The organism is Kitasatospora sp. NPDC022856, from assembly GCF_055561235.1.
In genome coordinates, this window is record NZ_JBVHHE010000005.1 from 255645 (window position 1) to 278619 (window position 22975).

At 74.7% G+C, this 22975-nt stretch carries 20 protein-coding genes; 10 read left to right on the forward strand and 10 right to left on the reverse strand.

Annotated features, from left to right (window positions below; translation table 11 throughout):
• Positions 1-24: 24 nt before the first annotated feature.
• The 7 genes from ACZ34W_RS08690 (at position 25) to ACZ34W_RS08720 (ending at position 11846) form a co-directional block, all read left to right on the forward strand.
• Positions 25-1746: an acyclic terpene utilization AtuA family protein gene (locus tag ACZ34W_RS08690; RefSeq protein WP_465602720.1), complete on the forward strand. Its 1722-nt coding sequence runs from the start codon at positions 25-27 to the stop codon at positions 1744-1746.
• Positions 1743-3341, forward strand: coding sequence for an acyl-CoA carboxylase subunit beta (locus tag ACZ34W_RS08695; protein ID WP_465602722.1), 1599 nt, complete (start codon positions 1743-1745; stop codon positions 3339-3341). Before ACZ34W_RS08690 ends, ACZ34W_RS08695 begins: the two co-directional genes overlap by 4 nt.
• A 22-nt stretch (positions 3342-3363) precedes the next feature.
• A complete protein-coding gene (locus ACZ34W_RS08700) occupies positions 3364-5301 on the forward strand; it encodes an acetyl/propionyl/methylcrotonyl-CoA carboxylase subunit alpha (RefSeq protein WP_329486147.1) in 1938 nt (645 codons plus the stop codon).
• A gap of 111 nt (positions 5302-5412) precedes the next feature.
• Entirely contained in the window at positions 5413-6600 is a 1188-nt protein-coding gene (locus tag ACZ34W_RS08705) for an acyl-CoA dehydrogenase family protein (protein WP_359836918.1), read from the forward strand.
• A 355-nt stretch (positions 6601-6955) separates the two neighbouring features.
• The gene (locus ACZ34W_RS08710) at positions 6956-8542 is read left to right on the forward strand and encodes a 4-coumarate--CoA ligase family protein (RefSeq protein ID WP_329486145.1); all 1587 of its coding nucleotides are present in this window, start codon (positions 6956-6958) and stop codon (positions 8540-8542) included.
• 67 nt (positions 8543-8609) lie between these two features.
• Positions 8610-9230, forward strand: coding sequence for a TetR/AcrR family transcriptional regulator (locus ACZ34W_RS08715; RefSeq protein ID WP_329486144.1), 621 nt, complete (start codon positions 8610-8612; stop codon positions 9228-9230).
• Between the two features lie 150 nt (positions 9231-9380).
• The gene (locus ACZ34W_RS08720) at positions 9381-11846 is read left to right on the forward strand and encodes a SpoIIE family protein phosphatase (protein ID WP_329486143.1); all 2466 of its coding nucleotides are present in this window, start codon (positions 9381-9383) and stop codon (positions 11844-11846) included.
• Between the two features lie 75 nt (positions 11847-11921).
• On the opposite strand, the gene ACZ34W_RS08725 is transcribed toward ACZ34W_RS08720, so the two are convergent.
• The 10 genes from ACZ34W_RS08725 to ACZ34W_RS08770 all read right to left on the reverse strand — a co-directional run bounded on the left by ACZ34W_RS08725 (position 11922) and on the right by ACZ34W_RS08770 (position 20493).
• Positions 11922-13493 carry an MFS transporter gene (locus tag ACZ34W_RS08725; RefSeq protein ID WP_465602726.1) on the reverse strand — a complete coding sequence of 524 codons (1572 nt, stop codon included), beginning with the start codon at positions 13491-13493 and terminating at the stop codon, positions 11922-11924.
• 65 nt (positions 13494-13558) lie between these two features.
• On the reverse strand, positions 13559-14113 hold the full coding sequence (locus ACZ34W_RS08730; RefSeq protein WP_465602728.1) for a TetR/AcrR family transcriptional regulator: 555 nt from the start codon (positions 14111-14113) through the stop codon (positions 13559-13561).
• 239 nt (positions 14114-14352) lie between these two features.
• Complete coding sequence (locus tag ACZ34W_RS08735) at positions 14353-14745, reverse strand: cell division protein SepF (protein WP_329486140.1); 393 nt, start codon at positions 14743-14745, stop codon at positions 14353-14355.
• Positions 14746-15013: 268 nt separating this feature from the next.
• On the reverse strand, positions 15014-15544 hold the full coding sequence (locus ACZ34W_RS08740; protein WP_465602730.1) for a DinB family protein: 531 nt from the start codon (positions 15542-15544) through the stop codon (positions 15014-15016).
• 83 nt (positions 15545-15627) lie between these two features.
• Complete coding sequence (locus ACZ34W_RS08745; protein WP_359836927.1) at positions 15628-16362, reverse strand: TVP38/TMEM64 family protein; 735 nt, start codon at positions 16360-16362, stop codon at positions 15628-15630.
• Between the two features lie 118 nt (positions 16363-16480).
• The gene (locus ACZ34W_RS08750) at positions 16481-17050 is read right to left on the reverse strand and encodes an RICIN domain-containing protein (RefSeq protein ID WP_465602732.1); all 570 of its coding nucleotides are present in this window, start codon (positions 17048-17050) and stop codon (positions 16481-16483) included.
• 43 nt (positions 17051-17093) lie between these two features.
• Positions 17094-17636: an RICIN domain-containing protein gene (locus ACZ34W_RS08755; protein WP_329486135.1), complete on the reverse strand. Its 543-nt coding sequence runs from the start codon at positions 17634-17636 to the stop codon at positions 17094-17096.
• Between the two features lie 85 nt (positions 17637-17721).
• Positions 17722-18270: an RICIN domain-containing protein gene (locus ACZ34W_RS08760; RefSeq protein ID WP_465602735.1), complete on the reverse strand. Its 549-nt coding sequence runs from the start codon at positions 18268-18270 to the stop codon at positions 17722-17724.
• A 40-nt stretch (positions 18271-18310) separates the two neighbouring features.
• A complete protein-coding gene (locus ACZ34W_RS08765) occupies positions 18311-19096 on the reverse strand; it encodes a dienelactone hydrolase family protein (protein WP_465602737.1) in 786 nt (261 codons plus the stop codon).
• 122 nt (positions 19097-19218) lie between these two features.
• On the reverse strand, positions 19219-20493 hold the full coding sequence (locus ACZ34W_RS08770) for an MFS transporter (RefSeq protein WP_465602739.1): 1275 nt from the start codon (positions 20491-20493) through the stop codon (positions 19219-19221).
• A 157-nt stretch (positions 20494-20650) separates the two neighbouring features.
• Here ACZ34W_RS08770 and ACZ34W_RS08775 point away from each other — a divergent pair, with 157 nt between their 5' ends.
• The 3 genes from ACZ34W_RS08775 to ACZ34W_RS08785 all read left to right on the forward strand — a co-directional run bounded on the left by ACZ34W_RS08775 (position 20651) and on the right by ACZ34W_RS08785 (position 22968).
• Complete coding sequence (locus tag ACZ34W_RS08775) at positions 20651-21844, forward strand: ROK family transcriptional regulator (RefSeq protein WP_465602741.1); 1194 nt, start codon at positions 20651-20653, stop codon at positions 21842-21844.
• Positions 21845-22038: 194 nt separating this feature from the next.
• Positions 22039-22455 (forward strand): TOBE domain-containing protein, encoded by a 417-nt coding sequence (locus tag ACZ34W_RS08780; protein WP_465602743.1) that lies wholly within the window; start codon positions 22039-22041, stop codon positions 22453-22455.
• Positions 22456-22521: 66 nt separating this feature from the next.
• On the forward strand, positions 22522-22968 hold the full coding sequence (locus tag ACZ34W_RS08785) for a hypothetical protein (RefSeq protein WP_465602745.1): 447 nt from the start codon (positions 22522-22524) through the stop codon (positions 22966-22968).
• Positions 22969-22975: the final 7 nt, after the last annotated feature.

Genomic DNA, 22975 nt, shown 5'->3' on the forward strand with positions numbered 1-22975 from the left:
GCCACCGGTAGGGGAGGCGCACCTGTGGGGTCGCGTGCGGTACTGCGGATCGGCAATGCCTCGGGCTTCTACGGGGACCGCTTCTCGGCGGTGCGCGAGATGCTCACGGGCGGGCCGCTGGACGTCCTGACCGGGGACTACCTGGCCGAGCTCACCATGCTCATCCTGGCCCGGGACCGGCTGAAGGACCCCTCGCTCGGCTACGCGAGGACGTTCCTGCGGCAGTTGGAGGAATGCCTCGGCCTGGCGCTGGAGCGCGGGGTGCGGATCGTGGTCAACGCCGGTGGCCTCAACCCGGCCCGACTCGCGGACGCGATCCGTGAACTGGCGCGGCGTCAGGGGCTTGATCCCGCCGTCGCCCATGTCGAGGGGGACGACCTGCTGCCCCGGCGGGCCGAACTCGGCCTTCCCGAAGGACTGCTGGCCGCCAACGCCTATCTCGGCGCCTTCGGGATCGCCGAGTGCCTGACCGCCGGGGCCGACCTGGTGGTCACCGGCCGGGTCACCGACGCGGCGCTGGTCGTCGGCCCGGCGATCGCCCGGTTCGGCTGGGGGCCCGGGGACTTGGACGAGCTGGCCGGCGCAGTGGTGGCCGGGCACGTGCTGGAGTGCGGGGCGCAGGCGACCGGCGGCAACTACGCGTTCTTCCGCGAGCACGACGTCACCCGGCCCGGCTTCCCGATCGCCGAGCTGGCGGCGGACGGCTCCAGCGTCATCACCAAGCATCCGGACACCGGCGGCGCCGTCACCACCGGTACCGTCACCGCCCAACTCCTCTACGAGACGGGCGGAGCGCGCTACCTGGGCCCCGACGTCACGGCCCGGCTGGACACCGTGCGGCTCGCCGAGGAGGGGCCGGACCGGGTCCGGATCCACGGCGTGCGGGGCGAGGCGCCGCCGCCGACCCTCAAGGTCGGGCTGAACCGGCTCGGCGGCCACCGCAACGAGGTGGTGTTCGTCCTGACCGGCCTGGACATCGAGGCCAAGGCCGCCCTGGTCCAACGGCAGTTGGCCGAGGCCCTGCCGCCGGACGCCCGCCCCGCCGAACTCCGGTGGACGCTCGCCCGCACCGACCACCCCGACGCCGCCACCGAGGAGAGCGCCTCGGCGCTGCTGCGGCTCACCGCCCGGGACCGCGATCCGGCCAAGGTCGGGCGCGAACTCGGCAAGGCGGCCGTGGAGTTGGGGCTGTCCGGTTACCCCGGCTTCCATCTCACCGCGCCGCCCGGGGCGGGATCGCCGTACGGGGTCTTCACCGCCGCGTACGTCGACGCCAAGGCGGTGGAGCACACCGCGGTCCTGCCGGACGGGCGGCGGGTCGCCGTACCGCCCGCGCCGGTCACCGCCCCGGCGGCGCCGTCGACCCGGCCGTCGGAGCCGGGCCCGGACCTGCCGGAGCCGCTGCCGCCCGGCCCGACCGTGCGGGCACCGCTCGGCCGGGTGGCCGGCGCCCGCAGCGGCGACAAGGGCGGTGACGCCAACCTCGGGGTCTGGGCCCGCGGCGCGGACGGCTGGCGCTGGCTCGCGCACACCCTCACCGTCGATCTGCTGCGCGAACTCCTGCCGGAGACGGCCGGGTTGCCGATCAGCCGACAGCTCCTCCCACATCTTCGCGCGGTCAACTTCACCATCACCGGCCTGCTCGGCGAGGGCGTCGCCGCCCAGCACCGCTTCGACCCGCAGGCCAAGGCGCTGGGGGAGTGGCTGCGCTCCCGCCACCTCGACATCCCGGAGGCGCTGCTGTGACCGTCCTGCCCACCCGCCTCGACCCGGCCGGCGCCGACTACGCCGAGCACCGGGCCGCGATGCTCGCCAAGCTCACCGAACTGGACGCCGAACACGCCAGGGCACTGGCCGGCGGCGGCCCCAAGTACGTCGAACGCCACCGCGGCCGGGGCAAGTTGCTGCCGCGCGAGCGGATCGAGCTGCTGATCGACCAGGACTCGCCGTTCCTGGAGCTCTCCCCGCTCGCCGCCTGGGGCAGCGACTACCCGGTCGGCGCGGCGCTCGTCACCGGGATCGGCGTGATCGAGGGCGTCGAGTGCCTCATCACGGCCAACGACCCCACCGTACGCGGCGGGGCCAGCAACCCCTGGACGCTGCGCAAGGCCCTGCGCGCCAACGAGATCGCGCTGCGGAACCGGCTCCCGGTGGTCAACCTGGTCGAGTCCGGCGGCGCCGACCTGCCCAGCCAGAAGGAGATCTTCATCCCCGGGGGCGCGCTCTTCCGCGACCTCACCCGGCTCTCCGCGGCGGGCATCCCCACCGTGGCCGTGGTGTTCGGCAACTCCACGGCCGGCGGCGCCTACGTGCCGGGGATGTCCGACCACACCGTGATGGTGAAGGAGCGGGCCAAGGTCTTCCTGGGCGGCCCGCCACTGGTCAGGATGGCCACCGGCGAGGAGTCCGACGACGAGTCGCTCGGCGGCGCCGAGATGCACGCCCGCACCTCCGGCCTGGCCGACCACTTCGCGGTGGACGAACCGGACGCGCTGCGGCTGGCGCGGCGGATCGTCGCCCGGCTGAACCACCGCCGGCACGGCCCCGGCGCCGACCCGCTCGCCGAGCCGCCTAAGTACGCCGAGGAGGAACTGCTCGGCATCGTCCCGGGCGACCTCAAGATCCCGTTCGACCCGCGCGAGGTGATCGCCCGGATCGTCGACGGATCGGACTTCGACGAGTTCAAGCCGCTCTACGGCACCAGTCTCGCCACCGGCTGGGCCAGGCTGCACGGTTACCCGGTCGGCATCCTCGCCAACGCCCAGGGCGTGCTGTTCAGCCCGGAGTCGCAGAAGGCCGCCCAGTTCATCCAGTTGGCCAACCAGCGCGACATCCCGCTGGTGTTCCTGCACAACACCACCGGCTACATGGTCGGCAAGGACTACGAGCAGGGCGGCATCATCAAGCACGGCGCGATGATGATCAACGCCGTCGCCAACTCCACGGTGCCGCACCTGTCGGTGCTGATGGGCGCCTCCTACGGGGCCGGCCACTACGGCATGTGCGGGCGGGCCTACGAGCCGCGGTTCCTGTTCGCCTGGCCGAGCGCCAAGTCGGCCGTGATGGGACCGCAGCAGCTCGCCGGGGTGCTGTCGATCGTGGCCCGGCAGTCCGCGGCGGCCAAGGGGCAGCCCTACGACGAGGACGCGGACGCCGCGATCCGGGCGATGGTCGAGCAGCAGATCGAGGCGGAGTCGCTACCCGCCTTCCTCTCCGGCCGGCTCTACGACGACGGGGTGATCGATCCCCGCGACACCCGGACCGTCCTCGGCCTGTGCCTCTCCGCGATCCACAACGCGCCCGTCGAGGGCGCGCGCGGCTACGGCGTCTTCCGCATGTGATCCGACTCTGAGAGGGACCGACGTGATCGCCAACCTGCTGGTCGCCAACCGGGGCGAGATCGCCCGCCGGGTGTTCCGCACCTGCCGGAGCCTCGGCATCGCCACCACCGCCGTCTACGCCGACCCGGACGCCGACGCCCCGCACACCCGGGAGGCCGACGCCGCCGTCCGGCTCCCCGGCGCGGCACCCGCCGACACGTATCTGCGCGGCGACCTGATCGTCAAGGCCGCGCTGGCCGCCGGGGCCGACGCCGTCCACCCCGGCTACGGATTCCTCTCCGAGAACGAGGAGTTCGCGCAGGCGGTGCTCGACGCGGGCCTGACCTGGATCGGCCCGCCCCCGGCCGCGATCGCCGCGATGGGCTCCAAGACCGCCGCGAAGCGCCTGATGGCCGCCGCCGGCGTGCCCGTGCTGGAGGCCCTCACCGACCCCGTCGAGGCCGACCTGCCGCTGCTGGTGAAGGCGGCCGCGGGCGGCGGCGGGCGCGGCATGCGGGTGGTCCACCGGCTGGACGAACTCGCGCCCCGGCTGGCCGAGGCCCGCGCCGAGGCGGCCAGGAGCTTCGGCTCGGACGAGGTGTTCTGCGAGCGCTACCTGCCCACCGGGCGGCACGTCGAGGTCCAGCTGCTCGCCGACACGCACGGCACGGTGTGGGCGGTCGGCGAACGCGACTGCTCGCTGCAGCGCCGCCACCAGAAGGTCATCGAGGAGGCCCCGGCCCCCGGCCTCGACGAGGAGGTGCGCACCGCGCTGCACGCGGCCGCCGTCGCCGCCGCCCGGGCGATCGGCTACACCGGCGCCGGCACGGCGGAGTTCCTGCTCGCCCCCGACGGCCGGTTCCACTTCCTGGAGATGAACACCCGCCTCCAGGTCGAGCACCCCGTCACCGAGTGCGTCACCGGGCTCGACCTGGTCGCGCTCCAACTGCGCGTCGCCGAGGGCGAACCGCTGCCCGCCCCGGCGCCGCCCGCCCCGCGCGGCCACGCCATCGAGGCCCGCCTGTACGCCGAGGACCCGGCGCGCGACTGGCAGCCGCAGACCGGTACCCTGCACCGTCTCGAACTCCCCGGCACCACCGTCGAGTTCGCTACCGCCGACGGTGACACCGGGCTGCGCCTGGACTCCGGGGTGGCGGCCGGCAGCGTGATCGGCGCGCACTACGACCCGATGCTCGCCAAGGTCGTCGCCTGGGCGCCGACCAGGGCCGCCGCCGCCCGCCGGCTCGCCGACGCGCTCACCCGGGCCCGGATCCACGGGCCGGTCACCAACCGGGACCTGCTCGTCGCGGCGCTGCGCCACCCCGCCTTCCTGGCCGGCCGGGTGCACACCGCCTTCCTGGCCGAGCACGCCGCCGGTCTCGCCCCCGCCCCCGGCGGGGACGCGGCGGCGGCCCTCGCCGCCGCGCTGGCCGACGCCGCCGAACGCCGCGTCGGCTCGGCGCTGCCCTCCGGCTGGCGCAACCTGCCCTCGCAGCCGCAGAGCAAGCGGTACGCCGCCGCCGACGCCACCGTGTACGAGGTCCGCTACCGGTTCGGCCGGGCCGGGCTGGTCGCCGAGGACCACCCGGGCACCACGCTCGTCTCGGCGACGCCCACCCGGGTGGTCCTGGAGACCGACGGCGTCCGCAGCGGCTACGACATCGCGCGCCACGGCGACCGGGTCCACCTGGACACCCCGGCCGGCGCCACCGTGCTGACCGCGCTGGAGCGCTTCCCCGACCCGGCGGCCCACGTCGATCCGGGGGCCCTGCTCGCCCCGATGCCCGGCACCGTGGCGCGCACCGCCGTCGCGGTCGGCGACACCGTCACCGCGGGCCAGCCGCTGCTCTGGCTGGAGGCGATGAAGATGGAGCACCGGGTCACCGCCCCCGCCGACGGCGTGCTCACCGAACTCCGGGCCGTCCCCGGCCAGCAGGTCGAACTCGGCGCCCTGCTCGCCGTCGTGCAGCCGGCGCCCTGAGGGAGCCTCCCGAGCCCGACTCCCCGCGAAGGCACCCCCGACCCCCTCGGGAGAGCACCGACTCCCACCCGATTCCCGTGCCAGCCCCGATCCGCCCGGAAGGACGACCGCATGTCCGCACCGCGCACCACCACCCCCGGCAGCCCGCTGATCGAGAGCCCCGAACGCCAGGCCCTGCGCCGCGCCGTGGCCGACCTCGGCAGCCGCTACGGCTCCGCGTACTACCTGGGCAAGGCCCGGGCCGGCCTGCCCGCCGACGAGCTCTGGGCCGAGGCCGGCAAGGCCGGCTACCTCGGGGTCAACCTGCCCGCCGAGTACGGCGGCGGAGGCGGCGGCATCGCCGACCTCTCCATCGTCCTGGAGGAACTCGGCACCGCCGGCTGCCCGTTGCTGATGCTGATCGTGTCCCCGGCGATCTGCGGCACGGTGATCGCCCGCTACGGCACCGAGCAGCAGAAGCGGCAGTGGCTGCCCGGCCTCGCCGACGGCACCCGGCGGATGGCCTTCGGCATCACCGAGCCGGACGCCGGCTCCAACTCCCACCGGATCTCCACCGTCGCCCGTCGCGACGGTGCGGACTGGCTGCTCACCGGCCGCAAGGTGTTCGTCTCCGGCATCGACCACAGCGACGCCGTGCTGTTCGTCGCCCGCACCGAGGACGCCCGGACCGGCAAGCTCCGGCCCGCGCTCTTCGTCGTCCCGCGCGAGACGGCCGGGTTCGAGTACCGCCCGATACCGATGGAACTCGTCTCCCCGGAGAAGCAGTTCCAGGTCTTCCTGGACGACGTCCGGCTGCCCGCCGACGCCCTGGTCGGCGACGAGAGCGCCGGGCTGCTGCAACTCTTCGCCGGCCTCAACCCCGAGCGGATCATGACCGCCGCCTTCTCGCTCGGCCTGGCCCGCCAGGCCCTCGGCCGGGCCGTCGAGTACGCGAAGGCCCGGACGGTCTGGTCGACCCCGATCGGCGCCCACCAGGGCCTGGCCCACCCGCTCGCCCAGTGCGCGGTGGAGATCGAACTCGCCCGGCTGATGACGCAGAAGGCCGCGCTGCTCTACGACGGGGGCGACGACCTCGCGGCGGGCGAGGCCGCCAACATGGCCAAGTACGCGGCCGGCGAGGCCGCCGCCCGCACCGTCGACCAGGCCGTCCAGACCCTGGGCGGCAACGGCCTGACCCAGGAGTACGGGCTCGGCGCGCTGCTCGCCGCCACCCGGGTCGGCCGGGTCGCCCCGGTCAGCCGGGAGATGGTGCTCAACTTCGTGGCCCAGCACACCCTCGGGCTGCCCAAGTCGTACTGACCCGGGGCCCGGACGGGCGCCCGGCTGGGGCGCTCCGGCGCCGAACTCCAGCGCGACGCCGGCGGCGCGGGCCACCGTCTGTGCGAGGCGGCGGCCCGCCGCCGCCCGCCGCCCGGCACCCCGGCCCGGCGGGCCGCCCGGCGACGTGTGCCCTGGTCGGGAGCGGGCGAGCGGAGCGGACCGGGTGCGCCGGGCACGGCGACCGGTCGGCACGGGATCCCACCGCCCTTCGTCACAATGGAGCAACGCTCCGCCACTGTCCGTATGCTCCTGTGCGCGCGCTCGGCCGACCGGCGGGCCGGACCACTCGCCGATCCCCTCGACCGGGCGTCAACTACCCCTTTGGAGGCACGCCTTGGTGTTCCACAGCGAGTTCCCGGACGTCGGCATCGTCGATCTGCCGATCCACGAGGCGGTGCTCGGCTCCGCCGCCCGCTACGGCGACCGGCCGGCCCTGATCGACGGGATCACGGGGGAGTCGGTCAGCCACGCGCGGCTCGCCACGGCCGTCCGCCGGGCGGCCGCCGGGCTGGCCGAGGCCGGCGTGCGCCGGGGCGACGTGGTGGCACTGTTCAGTCCCAACACGATCGCGTACCCGATGGCCTTCTACGGCGCCACCCGGGCCGGGGCCACCGTCACCACGGTGTCCTCCCTCGCCACCCCGGGCGAGCTGGCCGGCCAGCTGGCCGACAGTGGCGCGCGCTGGCTGATCACCGTCTCGCCGTTCCTGGACACCGCCCGGCAGGCCGCCGGGAAGCTCGCCGCCGAGGGCCGGGCGCTCGCCGAGATCATCGTGCTGGACGGCGCCGAGGGCCACCGCTCGCTGGCCGACCTGCTCGCCTCCGGCGGCCCCGACCCCGAGCCGGCGATCGACCCCGGCAGCGACCTCGCCGTCCTCCCCTACTCCAGCGGCACCACCGGCCTGCCCAAGGGCGTGATGCTCACCCACCGCTCGATCGCCACCAACCTCGCCCAGACGGACGCCCTGTACAGGCCGCGGGAGGGGGAGCGGATCCTCGCCGTCCTCCCCTTCTTCCACATCTACGGCCTGGCCGCCCTGCTCAACCAGCCGCTGCGGTGCGGCGCCACGGTGGTCGTCCTGCCGCGCTTCGAGCTGGAGCAGTTCTGCCGCACCATCGAGGAGCAGCGCGTCCAGGCCCTGATCGTGGCACCGCCGATCGCGCTCGCCCTGGCCAGGCACCCGGTGGTCGACCGCTTCGACCTCTCCTCGGTGGAGTACCTGCTCTGCGCGGCCGCCCCGCTGGACCCGGACCTGGCCGCCGCCTGCGCCCGGCGGCTCGGCCTGCCGCACATCCTCCAGGGCTACGGCATGACCGAGCTGTCCCCGGTCTCGCACGTCGTCTCCCCGACCGAGACCGACCCCCCGCCGGGCTCGGTCGGCCGGATGGTGCCCTCGACCGAACTGCGGGTGGTCGCCCTGGACGGCAGCGGAGCCGACCTCGGCCCCGGCGAGCCGGGCGAGCTGCTGCTCCGCGGCCCGCAGGTGATGAAGGGGTACTTCGGCCGGCCCTCCGACACCGCCGCCACCATCGACGCCGACGGCTGGCTGCACACCGGCGACGTCGGCCACGTCGACGGGCGCGGCTACCTGTACGTCGTCGACCGGGTCAAGGAACTGATCAAGTACAAGGGGTACCAGGTCGCCCCCGCCGAGCTGGAGGCCCTGCTGCTCAGCCACCCGCAGATCGCCGACGCCGCGGTGATCGGCGTCGTGGACGCGGACGGCACCGAGTACCCCAAGGCCTTCGTGGTCCGCGCCCCCGGCAGCGCGCTCACCGAGCAGGACGTCACCTCCTTCGTGGCGGCCGAGGTCGCCCCCTACAAGAAGGTGCGGGCGGTGGAGTTCCTGGACGCCGTCCCCAAGTCGGCCGCCGGCAAGATCCTGCGCCGGGAGCTGCGGGCCCGCGAGGCCGCCCGCTGAGGCGGGCGGCGGATCTGCGAGGATCGACCCCGCCCGGACCCCCCACGGACAGGACCAGTCGCCGCCGATGACCGCCCACCCCGCCGCCCGTACCCCCCAGCAGGACCGCAGCCGCGCCACCCGGCAGCGGCTGCTGGCGGCGGCCGTCGACTGTCTGGCCGAGGTCGGCTGGAACGGCGCCACCGTCTCCGTGGTCGCCGAACGGGCCGGAGTCTCCCGCGGCGCCGCCCAGCACCACTTCCCGACCCGCGAGGACCTCTTCACCGCGGCCGTCGAGCACGTCACCGCCGAGCGGCTGGCAGCCGTCCGCGCCCACGCGGACGAGCTGCCGGCCGCCGGACCGGACCGCACCGTGGCCGTGGTCGACATGATCGTGCGCCTCTACACCGGTCCGCTGTTCCGCGCGGCCCTGCACCTGTGGGTCGCCGCCGCCACCGACGAACCGCTGCGTGCGCGGATCGTCGCACTTGAGGGCAGGGTCGGCCGCGAGGCCCACCGGGCCGCCGTCGAGTTCCTGGACGCCGACGAAAGCCGCCCCGGAGTGCGCGAGACGGTGCAGGCGACCCTCGACATGGCACGCGGTCTCGGACTGGCCGACCTGCTCTCCGACGACAGCGCCAGGCGATCCGGAGTGATCCGGCAGTGGGCGGGCCTTCTGGAGGGTACGCTGCGGCCGGTACGCCCATGACGCCCGTACGACAGGTCCGTCCGAGGAACCTCTGACCAAGGGGTCGCCGGGCGGCCGATGTCCGTGCAGTCTGGAGAAGAACCCCGGCCGGCACGGACCACGAGGCCCCGCCCGGCCGGACACGAGCCGAACGCGGGGTGCTGGCTGATCATGCACGGACACGAATGGGACGAGACCGACGCCGCCGGCCCCGCACCGGGCGGAGCCTCCGTACGCCTGGACGGCCATCGCCTCGTCCCGCTCGCCACCGCGCTGCTCCAGGAGGACGGCCTCATCCTCCACTGGAGCGAGGACGCCGAGGCGCTGCTCGGCTTCTCCTCGGAGGAGGCCGTCGGCAGCTACGCCGCCCAGCTGCTCACCGGCCGCACCGACCGCCCCGAGGTGCTCGCCCTGTTCGAGCGCATCATGAGCGGCAAGGGCTGGTCCGGCGTCTTCCCGGTCCGCCACCGCGACGGCCACGTGGTCGAGCTGGAGTTCCGCACCTACCCGATAGCCGGCCCCGGCGGCACCCTGCTGCTGCTCGCCACCGCCTCGGACACCCAGGCCCTGCACCGGGTCGAGGCCGACCTCGCCGTCCTCGACGGGATCTTCGGCCAGTCCCCGATAGGCATGGCCGTCTACGACACCGACCTGCGCTACGTCCGGCTCAACCTGGCGCTGGCCCGGATGAACGGCGTCCCCGTCGAGGACCACCTCGGACGCCGGATCAGCGGCGTCCTGCCCGGCATCAACAGCGCCGAGATCGAACAGACCATGAGACAGGTGCTCACCACCGGCCGTCCCGTGGTCGACGCCCGCTCGCACGGCCGCGTCCCCGGCGACCCGCGCCGCGACCGGGCCTGGTCCGCCTCCTACTTCCGGCTGGAGGACTCCACCGGCCGGGTCTTCGGCGTCTGTTCGTCCATCATCGACGTCACCGAGCGGTTCCAGGCCGAGGCCCGCGCCGCCCGCGCGCAGGAACGCCTCACCACCATCGCCGAGGCCACCGCCCGGATCGGCACCACGCTCGACCTCCAGCGCACCGCGGAGGAGCTGATCGAGGCCGTCGTCCCCCGGTTCGCCGACTTCGCCACCGTCGACCTGCTGGAGCCGGTGCTGCGCGGCGCCGAGCCCGCCGCGATCCCCGAGGACCGCTCCGTCCAGCTGCGCGCCGTGGCCGTCGGCGAGTCCTACGAGTCCGGCCTGGCCCACGCCGTCGACACCGTCGGCGACGTCTCCGAGTACGCCCCCGACCGCAGCTACACCCAGTGCCTGCGCAGCGGCCGCCCACTGCTGCGCGCCCAGGTGGACGAGGACGTGCTGCGCGGCCTGGTCGCCACCGAGGAGCGGGTCGCACCGGGCATCGGCGCCGGCATCCACTCGTACCTGATGGTGCCGCTGACCGCCCGGGGCATGGTGCTCGGCGGCTCCGAGTTCATCCGGATGCGCAACCCCGAGCCGTTCACCGACGCCGATGTCGCGCTCGCCGAGGAACTGGTCGCCCGCACCGCGATCGCGATCGACAACGCCCGGCTCTACCGGCGCGAGCGCGAGACCGCGCTGACCCTCCAGCGCAGCCTGCTGCCGCAGGAGATCCACCGCACGCTCGGCCTGGAGATCGCCTACCGGTACCTGCCCAGCAGCATGACCAGCGAGGTCGGCGGCGACTGGTTCGACGTCGTCCCGCTCTCCTGCGGCCGGGTCGCGCTGGTGGTCGGCGACGTGATGGGCCACGGCATCCGGGCCGCCGCCACGATGGGCCAGCTGCGCACCGTCGCCCGGACCCTGGCCACCCTGGACATGCCGCCCGAGCAGGTGCTGACCCGGCTGGACGAGACCGCCTCGGGGATCGGCGAGGGCCAGTTCGCCACCTGCATCTGCGCCGTCTACGACCCGCTGGAGCGGACGGTGCAGGTGGCCTCGGCGGGCCATCTGCCCCCTGTCTCGGTCGCGCCGGACGGCACCGCCCGCCGGATCGACGTGCCGCCCGGCGCCCCGCTCGGGGTCGGCGGCGTGGCCTTCGAGTCGATCGGCTTCACCCTCCCCGAGGGCGGCCTGCTGGCCCTCTACACCGACGGCCTGGTCGAGCGGCGCGGCCAGGACCTCGACGACGGCATCGACCTGCTCGCCCGCACGCTCTCCGGCCCCGGCCGCACCCTGGAGGAGAACTGCGACGCCGTCCTCGGCGCGCTGGTCACCGACGGCACCGACGACGACATCGCGATGATCATGGCCCGGGTGCTGCCGCTGCCCTCGGACCGGATCGCCACCCTCTCGCTCACCGGCGGCGGCCGGCTGCCCGGCACGGCCCGCCGCTTCACCCGCGCGACCCTGGACGGCTGGGGCCTGTCCGCGCTCTCCGACTACGCCGAGCTGCTGGTCAGCGAGCTGGTCACGAACGCCCTGCTGTACTCCGACACCCCGCGCCGGCTCCGGCTCTTCCGCGACCGGGTGCTCACCCTGGAGGTCGCCGACTCCGGCGGCCAGACGCCGCAGCTGCGCCCCTTCGCCGAGCAGGACGAGGGCGGCCGCGGGATGTTCCTGGTCAACGAGCTGGCCCAGCGCTGGGGCAGCCGCCTGACCAGGGACGGCAAGGTGGTCTGGGCGGAGCTGGAGCTGCCGTTCGGCACCGGCTGAGCGCACCGACGCGCGGGACCTCGCACCCCGGGGAGGGATGCGAGGTCCCGCGCGCGGCCCGGGGGCAGGCCGGGGTCAGAGCGCCGCCTTCTCACGGTCGGGCTGCCGCGCCGCCGCCTCGGCCCGGTCCTGGTCGGCGGCCTTCGGCAGGCCCCGCAGCAGGCGCCAGGCGAGCGCCGAGGCGGCCAGCAGCAGCCCGCCGGCCAGGATCGCGGCGATGTTCATGCCGTGCACGAAGGAGTCGCGGGCGCTGTCCAGCAGCGGACCGGCCAGCGTCTGCGGCAGACCGTGCGCCACCTCGACCGCGCCGCCGAGCGACTCGCCGGCCTGGGTGGCGGCGGCCTGGCCCGCCCCGGCCGGCACGGTCAGCCCGCTCGCGTAGAGCGAGCCGACCACCGAGCCCACCAGGGCGATGCCGAGCGCCGTCCCCAGCTCGTAGGCCGTCTCGGAGACCGCCGAGGCGGCGCCGGACTTGTCGGCCGGCGCGGCGCCCAGCACCAGGTCGGCGCCGAGCGTGTAGACCACGCCCTCGGCGGTGCCGACGATCAGGAAGGCAGCGGCGAGCACCAGGTAGGTGGAGTCCTGCTGCACCCAGCCGAGCAGGCCGATGCCGGTGCCCATGGCCAGCAGGCCCAGCGTCAGGGTGGCCCGGGCTCCCGCCCGCCGCGCCAGCCGAGCGGTCAGCAGACCGCCGACCACGGCTCCGGCGAAGGCCGGCAGCTCGGCCAGACCGGCCTTGAGCGGCTCGTAGCCGCGCACCAGCTGCAGGTACTGCGAGGTCACGAAGACCACGCCGGAGAGCCCGACCAGCGCGGTGAGCGAGGCCAGCACCGCCGCGGTGAAGCGCCGGTCCGAGAAGAGCCGGACGTCCAGCAGCGGGGTGGCCAGGCGCAGCTGGCGGCGGACGAAGACGGTCAGTGCGGCGGCGCCCAGCACGGCCGCGACCGGGACGTCCCAGCGCGCCACGCCGTGGGCGGCGGCCTCCTTGATCGCGTAGACGGCGGCGATCACCCCGGTCAGCGAGAGCACCACGGACAGCACGTCCCAGCGGCCCGGCTTCGGGTCCTTGGACTCCGGCAGCAGCCAGGCCCCGAAGACCAGCAGCAGCACCAGGACGGGGATGTTCAGCAGGAACACCGAGCCCCACCAGAAGTGCTCCAGCAGCACCCCGCCGACCACCGGTCCGAGCGCGGCGCCGGCGGTGGCGGCCGCGCCCCAGATGCCGATCGCGGTGGCCCGCTCGCGGTCGTCCGGGAAGAGGCTGCGGATCAGCGACAGGGTGGACGGCATGATGGTCGCCCCGGCCACGCCGAGCAGCGCGCGGGCCAGGATCAGCCAGCCGGCGCCGGGCGCGTAGGCGGCCAGCAGCGAGGCGGCGCCGAACGCGGTGGAGCCGGCCAGCAGCAGCTTCTTGCGGCCGATCCGGTCGCTCAGCGAACCCATGCTGACCAGCAGGCCGGCCAGCACGAAGGAGTAGGCGTCGCCGATCCAGAGCAGCTGCGTGCCGCTGGGGCGCAGCGTTTCGCTGATCGACGGTATCGCGAGGGACAGGACGGTCGCGTCGACGGCGACCAGGGTCACGGCCAGGACGAGGACGGCGAGGCCGATCCAGCGCTGGCGGGGGCGGGTGAGGACGGTGCTGCTCATGGGTATCGGTTTCCGGCCGCTGGTGCGGGCCTGTGGTCCGAGGTGCTGTGGGTGGGGTGGAGGGCTCAGTGCGGCCGCGGCGGTCGCAGCGCGCCGCCGAGGAAGAGCTCGGCGAGCGAGAAGGCGCCGTCCCGGGGGGCGAGCCGGCCGTCCTGGACGGCCCAGCCGACGCCGGCCGCCAGGTCGAAGAAGGCCTCGCTGAGCCAGCCGGCGGAGAGCTCGACGCGGAACACGCCCTGCTGCTGGCCGCGCAGGAAGAGCGCCTGCAGCCGGCTGATCTGGGCGTCCCAGAGCTCGTTGATGTCCTCGTCGTCGTACAGCTGGTTCTCGCCGGCCAGGAAGGCGCAGAGCGCGGCATCCGGCACGATCAGGTCGACCAGGCGGCGCAGCGCGGCGTGCGCGTCGCCGTCCTCGACGGCGGCCGCGTCCAGGGCGGCGCCGAAGGTGCGCAGGCCGAGCAGGCCGACCTCGCGGATCAGCGCCTCGCGGCCGGGGAAGAGCCGGTGCAGCGTGGCGCGGCTGATGCCCGCGGCCCGGGCGATCTCGTCCAGATGGGCGGTCGGGCGGCGGGAGAGCACGCCCACGGCGGCTTCGAGGACGGAGTCGCGGTCGGTGGCCATGGGGCGAGTCTACGCCAAGTGAGACGTCCATGTCTCAATCTTTTCTTGAATGCCTCATTCGAGGCCCCGGTGTCGTGGCGGGGTCCGTGGGGCCGGTGGGGCTGGTGGGCCGGTGGGCCGGTGGGGCTGGTGGGGCGCGGAGCCAGTGGGGCCGGGCCCGGTGGGCGTCCGGGCATGCAAAACCGGGGACGGCGGTGGCCGTCCCCGGTCGCGGGTCTGGTGTCGGCGACCGTTGCCGGTCAGCTCTGGTTGTAGAACCCGGTCTCGTCCAGCGGTCGGTCGATGACCATCACCTCGACGTCCGCCGGCGTGAGCAGGAAGACCCGGCGGGCGATCCGCTCGATCCCGCCGCAGGTGCCGAAGATCAGCCCGGAGGCGAAGTCGACCATGCGCTTGGCCTCGGCCTCGTCCATCTCGGTGAGGTCCATGACCACCGGGATGCTCGCCCGGATGTGCTCGCCGACCGTTCGCGCGGCCTCGAAGCCCGTCGGCCGCAGGGAGACGATCTTCGTGGGAGCCGGGGAGGACGGTACCGTCTCCTGCTCGATCCACTCGTCGTCGTACACCGCGGCCGGGTAGTTCCCGGAGGGCATCAGCCACCCGTTGTGGTGCTCGTCGCGAAGTGCTCCCATGCCGCGCCTCCCTGCCTCGTTCCGTACAGGTCCCCCGGTGCGCGTGTCCTTTTGACACGTCATCCACTCGTCGGAACTGTCCGAGTATCGCACTGATCACCGGTCCCGTGCCCGCTCGCGACCCCCGTACGAGTCGTGCCGCGCCGGAAACCCGGGCGAACCCGGGCAACAGTTGCGACGCAGCGGAACGGCGGACGGTTGCGCGCGTAGACCATATCGGTCGTGGTCACCGCCGAATTGACCTTCTGTCAACGATGTGGGAACGATTTCACTCGCCGGTGACGCCGTCGACCAATTCGCGCAGCAGATCCGCGTGACCGTTGTGCCGGGCGTACTCCTCGATCATGTGGACCAGGATCCAGCGGAGCGTCACCTCCCGTCCCTGGCGCGGTCGCTTGCCGACCGTCTCCGGCGGCAGGCCCTCGCAGGCGGCCCGGGCGGCCGTGATCTGCCCCTGCCAGGTGGCGAAGTCCTCCGCGGCGTCGGCGGAGTCGACGAAGTCGAAGTCGCCGTCCGGGTGCTGCTCGGTCCAGTAGAGGCCCTCGGTGCCGGGCTCCTCGCCGAGCAGGATGATCCGGAACCAGTAGCGCTCGACCTCCGCCATGTGCCGGACCAGGCCGAGCAGCGAGAGCGAGGACGGCGGGACGGCGCGCAGCCGCAGTTGGTCGGCGCCCAGCCCCTCGCACTTGCGGGCGAGGGTGGCGCGGTGGAACTCCAGCCACGCGGTGAGCATCGCCGTCTCGTCCGCCGCGAACGGGGGCTCGGGCCGGTCGACGGCGGGGATCGGGTCGTTGGTCATGGCGGCCATCCTGGCGCACCCGGTGGGGCCGGGGCGACCGAATAGTCGCCGGGCGCGCCGGGCCGCCGGCCGGGCTGTCCGGCTCAGGCCTGCGGGACGCGGCGGCGGGCGGCGGCCCGCCACACCGACACCAGGCTGCCGACGGCCAGGACGGCGATCGCGCCGGCCGACAGCAGGAAGGCGGCCGAACCCGGCTCCCCGGCGCTGGCCGCGGCCGTGACGTACACCGCCGTGGTCGGTACCACGCCGATCGCGGTGGCGGTCAGGAACGGCAGGAACCGCACGCCGGAGAACGCGGCGCCGTAGTTGCCGGCCTGGAACGGCAGGCCGGGCAGCAGGCGCAGCAGCAGCACGCTGCGGAACCCCTGCTCGGTGAACCGGCGGTCCAGCGCGGTCAGCAGGCGCCCGCGCAGATAGGGGCGGAGGGCGTCGCGGCCGAGCAGCCGGCCCAGGGCGAAGGCCGCCGCCGCGCCCAGGGTGGTGCCGAGCACGGCCAGCAGGATGCCCTGCTGGATGCCGAGCAGCAGCCCCGCCGCCGCGTTGAGCGCCGGGCGGGGTACGAAGGCCAGCGTGCCGACCGCGTAGACCGCGGTGAAGGCGGGTGCCAGCCAGTACCCCGGCACCCCGGCCGGGAGCCCGTCGGAGAGCAGCGTCGACGGGCTCCAGAGCAGCAGCGAGCCGGCCGCCGCGGCGAGGATCACCACCAGCAGGGCGAACCGCGGCCAGGGCGCGCGCAGCCGCGACGCGGGCCGGGGCGGCGTCGGGTCGGGCGTCGGCGGGGGCGCGGGCGATGCGGGTGCGGGTGCGGGTGCGGGCACCGCCCGAGCCTAACCGGGCGGCCCGGTGCTCCGGGCGGTGGGTTCACCCCCGTGACCCCCCGGCGACCGGCCGGTCACCGGGCGGCCCTGAGGCGGCGGCTTCTGACGCGGCCGCCGGTCAGCTGTGCGTGCCGTGCTGGGCGGGGGAGTAGATCCAGGCCTGGTTGAAGCCGTAGTTGCGCTCCCACTGGATGATCGGTGTGCCGTCGGCGGGGTTGGTCCCGGGGAGGTCCAGCACGAGGCCGCTGCTGCGGTTGGTCAGCGAGCGGATGCCGCTGTGGTGGACGACGGTCTCCGACCAGATCTGGTTGAGCCCGCCGTTGCAGTCCCACTGGTCGGCCTGGACGCCCCAGGCGGTGCTGAAGCCGGGGATCTCCAGGCACTTGCCGCTGTGGACGTTGACGAGCTGGTTCGCGTCGGTCCAGGCCCACTTCTGGTTGTCGCCGCCGGTGCAGGTCCACTGGCGGATCGGGGCGCCGTCGTCGGTGCGCCAGTCGGTGACCTCCAGGCACTTGTTGGTGATGGCGTTGCGGACCTCGGTCGGGCTGGTCACGACGACAGGGACGGAGGCCTGCGCCGTGGTCGGGACGGCGGCGGTGAGCACGCCGGCCGCGGCGAGCGCCGCGGTGGCCGCGCCGAGGCGGTGGAACGGAGAGGTGCGGAGCTGAGCGGTGCGGAGCGCGGTCATCGGATCCCCCTGGTGTCGGGTGGTCGGGCGGGCTTCGGCATGGTCAGTGGTGCGGTCCGGGCGGGAACGGGGAGTAGTACCAGACCTGGTTGTCCGCCCCGTTGAGGCCCCACTGGATCACCGGCGCGCCGTCGGCGGTGCTGCCACCGGCCACGTCGAGGTAGCGGCCGCTGTGGGCGTTGACGAGGTGGCGGAGCCCGCTGTGCAGCCGGCTCGCGTCGCTCCAGACCTGGTTCGCGCCGCCGTTGCAGGTCCACTGGCCGACCGCGGTGCCGGGGTCGCCGCTGTACCCCGGGATCTCCAGGCACTTGCCGCTGTGGACGTTGACGAGCTGGTCGGCGTCGGTCCAGACCCACTTCTGGTTGTCGCCGCCGGTGCAGGTCCACTGGCGGACCGGGGCGCCGTCGTCGGTGCGCCAGTCGGCCGCCTCCAGGCACTTGTAGGTGGCGAGGTTCCCGATCTGGAAGGGGGCGGAGGTCGCCGCCCGGGCCGGGCCGGCCGGTGCGGCGACGGCCAGGCCGGTGGCGAGGGCGAGGGCGGTGACGGTCGGGACGAGGCGTCGCCCCGTGGTGGAGCGGTCGGTCATCTGGTCCCCCTGGGTCGGTGCGGTGCTCGGGTCTGCCGGGGTGCCCGGCGGCGTGGCGGTGCTCCCCGCCGGGGCGGGGCCGGCTCTACAGCACCACGGACGGGTTGAAGTACCAGCGCTGGTTGGACACGCCGGTCGGGTACCACTGGATCACCGGGGCACCGTCGGCGGCGGTCCCGCTGTTGACGTCGAGCACGAGGTCGCTGTGGAAGTTGACGACGGCCAGCGAGCCCTGGCTGTCGTTGACGACCCCCCAGCGCTGGTTGGCGCCCTTGTCGCAGGTCCACTGGTCGGCCCGGGCGGCCGGGGCGGTGGAGTAGCCGGGGATCTCCAGGCACTTGCCGCTGTGGACGTTGACGGCGTAGCCGTCGGTGAACCGCCACTTCTGGTTGTCGCCGCCGGTGCAGGTCCACTGGCGGACCGGGGCGCCGTCGTCGGTGCGCCAGTCGGCGACCTCCAGGCACTTGCCGCTCGACTGCACCCGGACCTCGACGTCGGTGGCGGTGCTGATCGGCTTGTAGTTCATGCCCGCCGCCGAGGCGGGCGCGGCGGCCGCCAGGGCGCCGCCGAGGGCGAGGGTGACGACGGCGGCGGCGGAGCCGACGCGTCGCGTGCTGCTGGTTCGGCCGGTCATGAGTCCCCCTGTGCTGTGGACGTGACGGTCGCCGGCCGGGTCAGGCCGCTCCGGACGGGCCCGGGGCGGCGGCGAAGGCCAGCAGGCGCAGCCAGGACTCCCTGGCCGCGTCGGTGTGTTCGACGGCGCCCAGTTCGAAAAAGTTGTGCGGCGCCTGAGGAAAAGTCATGAACTCGTGTGAACAGCCGGCTGCCGTGAGGGCCGCGTCGAAGGCGGCGACCGTCTCGGCGGGGATGTGCTCGTCGGCGCCGCCCCAGAAGGCGAGCACGGGGGCGGTCAGCCCGGGGGCGAGCTGGATGGGGCCGGGGGCGCCGTTGATGGCGTCGGGGTAGCCGTAGTAGCCGATCACGCCGGCGAGGCCGAACCGGGGGGCGGCGGCCCGGAACGCCTGGCGGCCGCCGAAGCAGAAGCCCAGGGCGACGACCTCGGTGACGCCGGTCGCGCGCAGCCGGCCGATGCCCGCGGTGAGGTCGGCGTCGAGGCCGTCCGGGGTGAGGGCGAGCAGGTGCGGCAGCAGGTGCGGGAGCTCGCCGAATTCCGGCCCGCGCTCCCGCGGCCCGGCGCCGGCGGTGCGCCCGTAGTAATCGACGGCGAGTGCCGGGTGGCCCTGTTCGGCGAGCCGGACGGCGGTCCCTCGGTAGAAATCGGAAAGGCCACGGTTGTCCGGCAGGACGAGTACGCCGCGGCCGGTCGGCCGGACCGGCCGGGCCAGGAAGGCGGCGAATTCCGTGCCGTCGCCCGAGACGAGGGTGAGATCGGCGGATTCGGCCAGGGCGCTGCCGGCGGGGGTGAAGGCGGGGGGCGCGGAGTCGGCGTCGTAGCACACGGGAGAATTCCTCCACTGGTCGCGGAACTGCCGGATGCTCTATGCATCCGACAGTCGGCGATATTAGCGAAGAATTCAATTGTGCGGGGCCACTGTATCGCCCGAGAATTACCTTGGTAAGGCTATTTCGAGAACGGTGCGATCACATTTTCGGTGGCCCGCTTCCCGGCGGTCGGCGGGTCGTCGGTGGCCGCCGCCCCGGCGCCCGGCTGGGCCCGGCGCAGGGCGCCGGCGCCCAGCAGCAGGGCGAAGGCGAGCGCCGCGACCACGCCGAAGGAGACGGTGAGCGAGGTGGCCTGGGCGAGCGCCCCGATGATGGCCGGCGCCACCAGGCCCGAGGTGTAGGTGACCGTCGCGACGCCGGCGATGGCCTGGCTCGGGTTGGTGCCGATCCGGCCGGCGGCCGCGAAGGCGAGCGGGACGACGACGGCGATGCCGATGCCGATCAGCGCGAACCCCGCGATGGCCGGGGCCGGGCTGTCGGCGAGGACCACCAGGACGCCGCCCGTGGTGGCGACCGCGCCGCTGATCCTGGTCGCCCGCACGGCGCCCAGGCGGCGGATCGCCGCGTCGCCCGCCAGCCGGCTGGCGGCCATGGTGAGCGCGAACGCGGTGTACGAGGCGGCCGCGACGGTGGCCGAGGCGCCGGTGACGTCCTTGAGGTAGACGCCGCTCCAGTCCATCGAGGCGCCCTCGGCGAACACCGCGCAGAAGCCCACCAGGCCGATCACGAGCGAGCTGCGCGGCGGCAGGGCGAAGCGCGGCGGGGCCTCGTCCTCCTCGGCCGCCCGCAGGTCGGGCAGGCCCCGGCAGACGGGCTGGGCCAGGCAGAGGAGCACCACGGCGGTGACGGCCAGCTGGAGCCGGGCGTCGAGGTCCTGGTGGGCGGCGAGGATGCCGAAGGCCGAGGCCACCAGCCCGCCCGCGCTCCACATCCCGTGCAGTCCGGACATGATCGAGCGGCCCAGCCGCTGTTCGACCTCCACGCCCTGGGCGTTCATCGCCACGTCCGCCATGCCCGCCGTCGCACCGTAGGCGAGCAGGAACAGGCAGAGCAGCGGCAGCGAGGGGGCGAGGGCGGGGAGGATGAGCGCCAGGCACCAGATCGACAGCAGCCCGCGCACCGCGGCCCGGCCCCCGTAGCGGTGGACGAACCGGCCGGCCAGCGGCATCGCGAGGGAGGAGCCGATGGCCGGCATGACCAGGGCGAGCCCGAGCTGGCCGGGGGAGAGGTCCAGCCGGTCCTGGAGCCAGGGGATGCGGGTGACGAAGGTGCCGCCGACCGCGCCGTGCACGGCGAAGACCAGCGCGATGCTCGCCCTGGCGCGGCGCGGGTGCGCCAGGGGCCCGGCGGCCGGCCGGCCGTGGGGTGGTCCTGTGGTCAGGCTGTCGGTCATCCGGTGTTCCCTCCCGGCCGCGCCGTGGCGCGACGGTGCCCTGTGGGTGGTTCCTGTTGAGTGATGCCCGCCATCGCGTGGTCCGTGCGCGGGTGGCGTCGTCCGATAAATTATCAGGAAGGGACCCTGATAGAAACACTCTGGAAGGATGACGCCCATGACCACCGTGCGTACGGCCACGCCGAGCACCGCCCGGGCGATCAACGACCGGCTGGCGCTCAACCTGCTGCTCGACCAGGGGCCACTGACCGCCACCGAGCTCCGCGACCTCACCGGGCTCTCCCGCCCCACCGTCGCCGACCTGCTGGAACGACTGCAGCGGACCGGCCTGGTCGCCGTGGTCGGCGAGCGCGGCGAGCAGCGGCGCGGCCCCAACGCCCGGCTGTACGCGCTGGTCGCCTCGCGCGCCCACCTCGCCGCGATCGACGTCCGGGCGGGCGGGGTCAGCCTGGTCGTCGCCGACCTGACCGGGCACACCCTGGCCTCCGCCGAGCTGCCGGTCGAGGGCCGGGGCGACGCCGGTACGGCGGAACGGATCGTCCGCACCCTGCGCGAGACCGCGGGCCGGGCCGGGGTGGACCGGCTGCACACCGTCGCCGTCGGCGCCCCCGGACTGGTCGCCCCCGCCACCGGCCGGCTCTACAGCACCGGTGCGCTGCCGAGCTGGCACGCCGAACTGCTCACCGCCCTGGAGGCACTGCCCGGCACCGAGGTGATCCTGGAGAACGAGGTCAACCTGGCCGGCCGCGCCGAGTACCGGATCGGCGTCGCCCGGGGGCAGCAGACCTTCGTCCTGATCTGGCTCGGCCACAGCGTCGGTGCCGCGGTGATCCTCGACGGGAGGCTGCGCCGCGGCGCCTCCGGCGGCACCGGCGAGATCTGCTTCCTGCCCGTCCCCGGCACCGCGGGCCTGCCCAGCGCCGCCGGGTGCGAGGGCGGGTTCCACGGCCTGGTCGGCAGCGCGGCGGTCTGCGGCCTCGCCCGCGCCCACGGCCTGCCCGCCGGCCCGGCCGACGACGCCGCGGCCGCCGAGGCCGCCGTCCGGACGGCGCTCGGCGCGTGCGGCGAGGGCGAGCCGGGCGGGCCGTTCCTGGACGAGCTGGCCGAGCGGATCGCGGTCGGCGCCTCGGCGGTCTGCGTCGTCCTCGACCCGGGCTGTGTCGTCCTCGGCGGCGAGGTCGGCCGGGCCGGCGGGGCCGAACTCGCCGGCCGGGTCGAACGCCGCCTGGCCGGGCTCTCCCCGCTGCGCACCGAGGTCCGGGCCGGTACGGCGGGCGGCGGCGCGGTGCTCGCCGGCGCCGTCCTCACCGCCGGCGACGCCGTCCGGCGCGACCTCTTCGGCGAGCCCTAGGCGCACCGGACCGGGCGCGGGGGCGGCCCCGGCGGGCGTACGGTGCTCCGCTTGGCCGGGCGGGCGGACGGTACGGCAGGATGGCGGGGGCGGCCGGACCGCGCCGCCGCCCCGCCGGGAAGCCGGACGGGGTGTCACACGTGACACCGCACGCGCCACCGGACGTGCTACCGAACCACCGTCAGGAGTCGCACATGGGCCAGCCCGACGCGCCGGTCAACCCGTACCGGATCGGCGAGGCCGCGGCGATGCTCGGCGTGAGCTCGGACACCATGCGGCGCTGGGTGGACGCCGGCCGGGTCGCCGCCGAGCGGGACGAGCACGGCCACCGGATCATCCCCGGCGCCCAGTTGGCCGCCTTCGCCCGGGAGCTCGCCCGGCCCGAGAACGCCGAGGCCGAGGGGCGGCCGTCCTCGGCCCGCAACCGGTTCCCCGGCATCGTCACCGACGTGGTGCTCGGTGACGTGGCCGCGCAGGTCGAGATCCAGGCCGGGCCGTTCCGGGTGGTCTCGCTGATCAGCCGGGAGTCGGCGGAGGAGCTCCGGCTGGTGCCCGGAGCGCCCGCGACGGCGGTCATCAAGTCGACCAATGTGATGGTCGAACTGCGCTGACCACCCGCCCGGGAGAGCCGGGCGAGCGCACAGCCGAACCCCCGCCGACGAGAGGACCGCCACTCGATGCCCCACCCGCCGCTGCCGTCCACCCAGAGCGCCGTGTTCGCGGTCGAGGCGATGGCCGCCCGGCACGGCCGCGAGGTGCGCGCCTCCCACGACATCGGGCGCGACCAGACCTTCGCCGGACTGGTCGGCGGCCACGACCGCGCCGAAGGACTCGACGCGATCCCGCACGAGGCCCTGCTGGAGATCACCGGCCGCCCCGGGCTCACCGTCCGGCTCTTCGTCCACGACGAGGCGGTCGTCACCGTCGAGGACATCGCCTTCGACGTACCGCGCGACAGCGTGCCCGCCTTCCTCCACGCGGTCTGGAGCGGGCTGGTCCACGTGAAGCAGCGGACCTTCCCGCCCTCCTGCACGCTGATCGTCACCGTGCCGGGCGAGCCGAGCTACCGCGAGTCCGTCACCCACCAGTACCTGTCCCCGTGGCTCGCGGGGCTGATCCGATGAGGGCCCC